The organism is Desulfolutivibrio sp. (genome assembly GCF_036584575.1).
Classification (GTDB): Bacteria; Desulfobacterota; Desulfovibrionia; order Desulfovibrionales; family Desulfovibrionaceae; genus Desulfolutivibrio.
The window spans coordinates 21,984-28,935 of record NZ_JAZHDB010000038.1 but is presented as its reverse complement, the minus strand read 5'-3'; the positions used below and the strand labels follow the sequence as shown (position 1 = coordinate 28,935).

Here is a 6,952-nt window from a genome sequence, read left to right as displayed (position 1 = left end):
AGGCTCCACGTCGGCGCGTAGCCGCAGGGGCACATCAAACGGCATGAGAAGGGCCCCGGGCCTCGGGGGAGGTGGGGGGCACCAGGGGCTGGCTGTCGCCGTAGCCCACGGCGCGCACCCGGGTGGGGGGGATGCCGCCTTTTTCCACGATGTAGCGCACGATGGCCGCCGCCCGGGCCGAGGACAGCTCCCATTTGGAGGGATAGAGCCCGCCGCCGGATTCGCCGTCGTCGGCGTGGCCCCTGACTACGAGATCGATCTTGTGGGCCTTTAAGATGTCGATGATGCCCTGGAGCATCTTGTCCGAGCCGGGCTTGAGGGTGGCGGAGTTGGGATCGAAAAGCACGGGGCTGTTGACGTTTAAGAGCACGCCAGCGGAATCGGAACTCACCCCCGAGGTCTGGCGCAGGTTGGGATCGTTGGAGATGATCTCCTTGATCATGAGCGCCACTTCGTAGCGCAGCTTGTTTTCCTGGGAGAGTTTGAATTCCGGCCGCCCTACCTTGGCGTCCTTGGCCATGAAGGTGGGGATCTTCTCCAGGTTGACCACCTTTTCCTTGGTGGGCGCGTTTTTGTCCTGGAAGACCAGGGCCAGCTCGTTTTTTTGTTGCGGTTTCAGCGATGCGATCAACCACAGAAGCAGGAAAAAGGCCATCATGGCCGTCACAAAGTCGGCATAGGCCACCTTCCAACTGCCGCCATGGTGGGCCTTGTGGCCGCCGCCGCCCTTTTTGACGATGATGATCGGACTTGGTTCGCCCGTCTTACTTTTTGCCACGCAGGGCTCCTTCCAGATCCTCGAAGGAGGGGCGCACGTCCTCGGGAACGGCCCGACGGCCCATCTCAACCGAAAGCATAGGGGAGAAGCCGCTTTGCATGCCCAAAAGGGCCTCCTTGGCGCAGGCCAGAAAGGCCATCCTGCCGCCCGCCTGATGCTCGACGTTGGAGGCGATGGGGCCCACGAAGCCGTAACACATGAGAATACCCAAAAACGTGCCTACCAGGGCCGCGCCGATGCTATGCCCCAGCACCTCCGGGGGCTCGTTGATCTTGCCCATGGTCAGGACGATGCCCAAAACGGCGGCCACGATGCCAAGGCCCGGCAGGGAATCGGCCACCTTGTTGATGGCCGCCGGGGGGATGAGTTCATGGTGTTCGATGGTGCTGATGTCCAGGCTCATGAGGGCGTCGAAGCGGTGGGTCTCGATGCTCTCGGAGATGAGCACCTTTACGTTGTCGCAGATGAAATCGCGCAGGACGTGGTTGGCGGCCACGGACTTGAAGCGGCCGAAGATGGCGCTGCCGTCGGGTTTGTTGACATGGGCCTCCAGGGCCACGATGCCCTCGCGGCGGGCGATGTTCATGATCTCGTAGAGCAGGGTCAGCAGTTCAAGGAAGTCGGAACTGGAGGCCTCCTTGGCGGTGAAGACGGACAAGGCCTTTTTGATGGAGGCGATGACCACGGATTTGGGCGAGGAAATGAGAAAGGAGCCCAGAGCCGCGCCGCCGATGATCAAAAGCTCGATGGGCTGGAAAAGGGTATGCATGCTGCCGCCTTCGAGCATGTAGCCGCCGAAGACCGCACCGAGAACCACCACAATGCCGATTATCGCGAACATAGAAATTCAGCCATCCCGAAGTCGCATCGTTACGCGAGACAAAGCCGCTCGATCCCCGGCCAAACCCGGAGTCGACATGTCACAGGACCGGGGGCAGGGAACACAGCGGGATATCCAATCAACGAAATCCGCCAGGCCAAGGGTCTTGGCGCGGCGAAACCGTCATCGGGTTTCCCGCAAAAGGAAGCCGGAGAAATGGCTGCAACGAAGGGGAAGGCGAGACAAGATCCCCAGCCGGAGCCAGCCGACACGCGCCGCTCCATACCCAAAAAAGACCGTCCCTTTTCCCGGAAGGCGGAGTTTTCCACGCGGTCACGACGAACGCGGACAAACTCCCACAGACGCAGGCGATCCTATACGAAAAAAAGGCCGCTTGAAACAGAAAAAATGCCCCTGCGTCACGGGCATGCCGCATATTCCCGGCCCGCGGCGGTTCACCCGGCGCGCGGTTGTCCCGCCTCCGTCCCGGCCCTGCCCCGCCCCTCGACGCCTCCGGCCACGGCCTCCATGGCCTGGGCAAGGCTTTCCAAAAGGACTCCGGCCTCCTCCAGGCGGCCGCTGTCCAGGGACTCCTCCATAGCCCAGGCCATGTCGCGCACCTCCACAGCCGAGACGTTCCCGGCCGCTCCGGCCAGCTTGTGGGCCACATCGCGGGCCTTCTCCGCCCGTCCCTGGGCCATGGCCTGGCGCATCTGCCCCAGGTATTCCCGGCCGCTTTTGGCGAAACCGGCAAGGATGCTGCGATAGATCCCGGCCTTGCCGCCCAGACGGTACAGCCCCTCGTCCACGTCGAGCCCGGGAACTTCGCGCAACCATGCCTCATCCGAAAACGGCTCCTGGCCGGTTCCGGGACGCGCCTTCCCGGAGAGGTCGACGCCCCCCCCGTGGGGGGCGTCCTGGTGGCGCCAGTGCTCGGCCCAGGTGGCGATGACGGCGAAAAGACGCTTCCGATCCAGGGGCTTGGTCAGGTAGTCGTTCATTCCGGCGTCCAGGCAGCGCTGCCTGTCGCCAGGCAGGACATGGGCGGTCATGGCCACGATGGGCGTCCGCCCGCCGAGGGGCAGGGCGCGAATCCGCCTGGCCGCCTCATAGCCGTCCATCCCGGGCATGGAGACGTCCATGAAGATCATGTCGAAGGATTCCCGGGCGGCCATCTCCACGGCCTGGAGACCGTTTTCGGCCATGCTGGCGACAATGCCCGCGTCGGCGAAGATCTCACCGGCCACCAGCCGGTTGGTGGCGTTGTCCTCGGCCAGCAACACCCGCAGGCCCGGAAAGGAGGGCTCCGGTTCCTGCGCCGGTCGCTCGACCAACGGCGCGTCCGGGTCGCCGCCGGAGGGGACGAGGCCCATGGCCTGGGCCAGGCAGGCCTCAAGACCGGCCAACCCCACAGGTTTCTCGAGAAAATACCGCGCCCCGGGATAGGCGTCGTAAAGCGCCTCCCGGGCCTTTCCGGTCGGCGTGAGCACAATCGTCGGCGCGAAGTGGGCGAAAAGCCCGGACAGACCGTCGGCCCCTCCCGCCGACAGGTCGGCCAGCAGGACGCCGTCCACAATGACCGCATGAAACGCAGGACCGGCCTCGGAAATCCTGGACAACAGCTCCCTCCCGGTAGCCGCCTGCTCCGTCGTGGCCCCGAAACGCCGCAGGGCCTTGCCCACGGCCACGCCCAACCCCTGGTTGGCCGTGGCCACCAGGATGCGGCGGCCCTCGAACCGGGAGGCCGCCTTCCGGGCGTCCGGCAGGACCGAGGAATCCTTGTCCAGGATCACGGTGACCACAAATTCGCTGCCCCGGCCGACATCGCTCGTCACCCGCACATCGCCGCCCATGAGTCGGGCGATGTCCCTGGCGATGGACAGTCCAAGCCCTGTGCCGCCGTGCTTGCGGGTCACGGAGCCGTCGGCCTGGGTGAAGGCCTCGAACACGCTGTCCAGCTTTTCCCGGGGGATTCCTGATCCCGTGTCGCGCACGCCAAGGACAATCTCCGCCTGACTGTCCATATCCCGGGACAGGGAGGCCCGAATGACCACCTCGCCACGGTCGGTGAATTTGAAGGCGTTGGAGACCAGATTGACCATCACCTGGCGCAGGCGCAGGGGGTCGCCCAAAAGGCTGTCGGGAACGTCGGGGTCGAAATCGAGGATCAGTTCCACGTCCCTGTCGGTCACGGCCCCCCGAAACAGGTCAAGCACCTCGTCCAGGACGTCCGACAGCCGGAAGGCGATGCGCTCCATGGTCATCTTCCCGGCCTCGATCCGGGAAAAATCCAGGATGTCGTTGATGACCCGCAAGAGGGACCGGCTGGAGGCCCGGATGACGGAAAGGAATTGCCGCTGCCGGGGCGACAGGGGGGTTTTGAGGGTCAATTCGGCCATGCCGATGACCGCATTCATGGGGGTTCTGATTTCATGGCTCATGTTGGCCAGAAACTCGCCCTTGGCCCTGTTGGCGTCCTCAGCGATCTGCTTGGCCCCGGCCAGTTCCAGGGTGCGGCGGTTGACCAGCTCCTCCAGGCGTTCCCCGTGCAATTTGAGGGTCTGTTCATTTTGGCTGATGATGACCAGCATTTCGTTGAAGGTGTCGGACAGGCTTCCCAGTTCGTCCCGGCGGTCGGAGGGAAAGTGAAGGGAATAGTCCCGGCGCTGGCTTATGCGCCTGGCCACCCGGCGCATGTGGTCCAGAGGGTCGAGGATGGCGGACTTGACGAAAAAAAAGATCAGCGCCACCAAAACGACCTCCAGCAGGAAGGTGCGCAGGACGTTCGCCGCCACGGTCTCAAGCAGATCCTGCTCCATGTGCCGGGTGTGGACGAAGACGTTGAGGCTCCCCAGATTCCTGCCGTCCATCTCGATGCGCCTGGTCCGGCCGAGCATCCCGTCTTTTTCCCACAGGGAATTCACCTCATGCAGGGCGCCGCCGTCGCGTCGGCTCCCGGCCAGCACGCTTTCGCCGTCCTCGTCAAGCACGATCACGGCGAACAGATTGCCGTTGGCCATCTCCGTCTCGATGATCCGGGAGATCTCCCTGGCGTCCACGTTCCACATGGGGGACAACAGGAGGTGGGAAAGCCGCTCGGTGACCCTGTCGGCCAAAAGCCGCAGTTCCGACATGCGCGCGGTTTTGACGACATGGTAGTCGTAGAGGCTAAACGCCGCCAAAACCAAGGTGAAGGCCACCACCAAAAGCAGGCTCAGCTTGACCTGAAGCCTGTCCAAAAAACGCACCGGCTCGCCTCCCCTCCCGGCCCGCTCCCCCTGCGGCGGCGTGTCGCCCGTGGCCTTCACGCCACCTCCTCCACGTCCAGGGCCTTGAAACAGGCCGGGGGGATGAGTTCCTGATGCACCGCAAAGCGGGCCTTTTTCCGGGCCTCGTCGGCGTCTTTGGCCTCGACCTCCACCCGGCCCGCGACCTCCCGCTCGATCTTGGTGCGATAGGCGACCTCGAAGGTCGCGCCGTCCGGGCCGGGCACGATGGACAGGGGCTCGAAATAAAAAACGGGTTCGTCGCCCGGGGCGTCGGGATGCAGCCTGGCCTGGGCCGCAAACATGGCCCGGCCCTTGCTGTCGGCGCTCACGACCTCCACGCCCTCCCGGTCCTCCAACATTTTCGTCTCATAGCGCACGGCAAAACGCTTCACTTTTGTCACTCCTTGTCGGTCGGGCGCGCGCACCGGAATGCGGACGCCGTCTTTGCGTTTTTCGCGTGGAGTTGCTAGGGTCGTCTCCACGCGGGTTGCGGCGGGAAACACCCCGCCCCCTCGAAACATTCACCCCGATGCCCGAAAAACCGTTCGCCGACGCCCTCTCCGGGACTTCTCCGGAGTCCCTCCCCGAGGCCATGCCCGGGGCGCTCCCGCCCGTTGTCTCCTTCGTGCCCACCACGGCCCAGTGTCTGGCCCTGTGGGACGCCTACGACATGCTGCCCAATATCCGGGCCCACAGCCTGACCGTGGCCTGCATCGCCGAAACCCTGGCCCGGGAGGCGGCTGCGGCGGGACTTCCCGTGGACGTGGACGCCGTGCGGGCCGCAGCCCTTTTGCACGACCTGGCCAAGACCTACACCATCCGCCACGGCGGCAACCACAGTCAGCTCGGCGGGGCCTGGGTCCAGGAGTTGACGGGAAATCCGACCCTGGCCCAGGGGGTCATCCACCATGTCCACTGGCCTTTCGTCGTGGACATCAGGGCCCATTTCCTGCCCCTGATCATTATTTACAGCGACAAGCGGGTCAAGCACAACCGGGTGGTGAGCCTGACCGAACGTTTCGAGGATCTGCTGCACCGGTATGGGGCCACACAGGACATTCGTCAACGCATCGGCCGCTCCTTCGCCCAGGCCCGGGAGATCGAGGACGCGCTGGTACAAACCCTGGGATTTCAAACTGATGCGGATATTGCTCATTGCCGGGGGCTGGTCGAGTGAACGCGAGGTGGCGTTGTCCGGAGCAAAAAAAATCCGGCAATCCCTCGTAAACCTCGGACACGAGGTACGTTTTCTGGACCCGGCCGAGGCCTTCGACGACATTGCCGCAGCAGCGGCCGAGGCGGATTTCGCCTTCATCAACCTGCATGGCGCGCCGGGCGAGGACGGCCTGATCCAGGCCATGCTCGACGCCGTGCGCCTTCCCTATCAGGGAACCGGGCCGGCCGGGTCGTTTCTGGCCCTGTCCAAGGCCGCCGCCAAGCAGATCTACCGCGCCCGGGGCCTGGCCACCCTGCCCTGGGAATTTCTGCCCGCGCCGCCCGGCCCCTCCTTTTCCCCGCGTTTCGACCCGCCCTATTTCGTCAAGCCCAACCTGGGCGGCTCCAGCGTCCATGCCGGGCCGGCCGCCGACCGCGAGGCCCTGTTCGCGGCCCTGGCCCCCATTTTCCGCAGCGGCGACGCGGCCATCGTGGAGCCCGCCGTCATCGGCATGGAGCTGACCTGCGCCGTGCTCGGGGAGACGCCCCTGCCGCCCATCCTCATCCGGCCCAAATCGGGCAGCGGTTTTTTCGACTATACCGCCAAATACGCCCCGGACGGCGCCGACGAACTCTGTCCGGCCCCCGTGGCCCCGGAACTGATCCACCGGCTGGAGGAAACCGCCCTGGCCGCCCACCGGGCCCTGGGGCTTAACGGCTACAGCCGTTCGGACTTCATCCTGTCCGGAACCGACCTTTTCCTTTTGGAAACCAACACCCTGCCGGGCATGACCCCCACAAGCCTTTTGCCCCGGGCGGCGGCGGCGGCAGGGATGTCCTTCGAGGATCTGCTGGCCCGGCTCATCGAACTGGGCATGGCCCGGGGCCGCCACGGCCACGAGCATTGCGTTTCCTGACACTGCACGATCG

At 64.9% G+C, this 6,952-nt stretch carries 6 protein-coding genes; 2 read left to right on the top strand and 4 right to left on the bottom strand.

Translation table 11 applies throughout. The features are described from left to right. Nucleotides 1–34 precede the first annotated feature (34 nt). From V3572_RS03190 to V3572_RS03175, 4 genes are all read right to left on the bottom strand, one after another. Nucleotides 35–778, bottom strand: a complete 744-nt coding sequence (locus V3572_RS03190) for an OmpA/MotB family protein (protein WP_332109525.1) — start codon at nt 776–778, stop codon at nt 35–37. After that, complete coding sequence (motA, locus tag V3572_RS03185; RefSeq protein ID WP_332109524.1) at nt 765–1,619, bottom strand: flagellar motor stator protein MotA; 855 nt, start codon at nt 1,617–1,619, stop codon at nt 765–767. Before motA ends, V3572_RS03190 begins: the two co-directional genes overlap by 14 nt. Before the next feature lie 434 nt (nt 1,620–2,053). Further along, nucleotides 2,054–4,906 carry a hybrid sensor histidine kinase/response regulator gene (locus tag V3572_RS03180; RefSeq protein ID WP_332109523.1) on the bottom strand — a complete coding sequence of 951 codons (2,853 nt, stop codon included), beginning with the start codon at nt 4,904–4,906 and terminating at the stop codon, nt 2,054–2,056. Next, entirely contained in the window at nt 4,903–5,259 is a 357-nt protein-coding gene (locus tag V3572_RS03175) for a hypothetical protein (RefSeq protein WP_332109522.1), read from the bottom strand. The genes V3572_RS03180 and V3572_RS03175 overlap by 4 nt, the downstream gene beginning before the upstream one ends. Nucleotides 5,260–5,396: 137 nt before the next feature. Here V3572_RS03175 and V3572_RS03170 point away from each other — a divergent pair, with 137 nt between their 5' ends. Then, a complete protein-coding gene (locus V3572_RS03170; protein WP_442877349.1) occupies nt 5,397–6,044 on the top strand; it encodes an HDIG domain-containing metalloprotein in 648 nt (215 codons plus the stop codon). Beyond that, nucleotides 6,007–6,939: a D-alanine--D-alanine ligase family protein gene (locus V3572_RS03165; protein WP_332109521.1), complete on the top strand. Its 933-nt coding sequence runs from the start codon at nt 6,007–6,009 to the stop codon at nt 6,937–6,939. Before V3572_RS03170 ends, V3572_RS03165 begins: the two co-directional genes overlap by 38 nt. Nucleotides 6,940–6,952: the final 13 nt, after the last annotated feature.

Coding starts and splice junctions, on each gene's coding strand:
- motA (WP_332109524.1), bottom strand. CDS start 1,619: ATGTTCGCGATAATCGGCATTGTGGTGGTTCTCGGTGCGGTCTTCGGC.
- V3572_RS03170 (WP_442877349.1), top strand. CDS start 5,397: ATGCCCGAAAAACCGTTCGCCGACGCCCTCTCCGGGACTTCTCCGGAG.
- V3572_RS03165 (WP_332109521.1), top strand. CDS start 6,007: ATGCGGATATTGCTCATTGCCGGGGGCTGGTCGAGTGAACGCGAGGTG.